A 1,108-nucleotide genomic window follows, 5' to 3' on the forward strand; every position below is an offset into this window, starting at 1 on the left:
CGCCGAGACGGCGCGGGCCCTCGGCCTGTCGCGGCCGCCCTTCGGGAATGCGCGACGCCTTGCAGGATGTTCATCATTCAACTAAATTGATTCCAGAACACTCGCCCGGAGGTGGCTTCCATGCCCGCAGTGACTGTCGACAACCCGCTGACCCTGCCCAAGGTGGCCGCTTCGGGTGACGCCGCGGCCCGTCCCGTGCTCGCCGTCACGACCGCGCCCAGCGGCTTCGAGGGCGAGGGCTTCCCCGTCCGCCGTGCGTTCGCGGGGATCAACTACCAGCACCTCGACCCGTTCATCATGATGGACCAGATGGGTGAGGTGGAGTATGCGGCTGGAGAGCCGAAAGGGACCCCCTGGCATCCGCACCGCGGCTTCGAGACGGTGACGTACCTGATCGACGGGACCTTCATCCACCAGGACTCCAACGGTGGCGGCGGCACCATCGAGAACGGCGACACCCAGTGGATGACCGCAGGCTCGGGCCTGCTGCACATCGAGGCCCCGCCGGAGTCGCTCGTCCTGTCCGGCGGCCTCTTCCACGGCCTCCAGCTCTGGGTGAACCTGCCCAAGGCCGACAAGATGATGGACCCGCGCTACCAGGACATCCGCGGCGGTGAGGTCCAGCTCCTCGCCTCCCCCGACGGCGGCGCGCTGCTCCGGGTCATCGCCGGTGAACTCGACGGCCACCAGGGCCCCGGCATCACCCACACCCCGATCACGATGATCCACGCCACCGTCCGGCCCGGCGCCGAGGTGACCCTGCCGTGGCGCGAGGACTTCAACGGCCTCGCGTACGTCCTGGCCGGGCGCGGCACAGTCGGCGCGGAGCGCCGTCCGATCGCGATGGGCCAGACCGCGGTGTTCGGGGCCGGCGGTTCGCTGACCGTCCGCGCGGACGAGCGGCAGGACGGCAACACCCCGGACCTGGAGGTCGTGCTCCTCGGCGGCCGCCCGATCCGGGAGCCGATGGCCCACTACGGACCGTTCGTGATGAACAGTCAGGCCGAACTGAAGCAGGCCTTCGAGGACTTCCAGGCCGGCCGCCTGGGCACGGTCCCCGCGGTCCACGGCATGTGACGCATCGTCACCCGTACGGGGTGCGTCGGCG

General features: G+C 70.0%; 1 protein-coding gene. It reads left to right on the forward strand.

Translation table 11 applies throughout. The features are described from left to right. Nucleotides 1-120 precede the first annotated feature (120 nt). Nucleotides 121-1,077, forward strand: coding sequence for a pirin family protein (locus tag ACFWM7_RS18065; protein WP_383261669.1), 957 nt, complete (start codon nt 121-123; stop codon nt 1,075-1,077). Nucleotides 1,078-1,108: the final 31 nt, after the last annotated feature.

It is taken from the genome of Streptomyces sp. NPDC058375, assembly GCF_042723425.1.
GTDB lineage: Bacteria > Actinomycetota > Actinomycetes > Streptomycetales > Streptomycetaceae > Streptomyces > Streptomyces durocortorensis.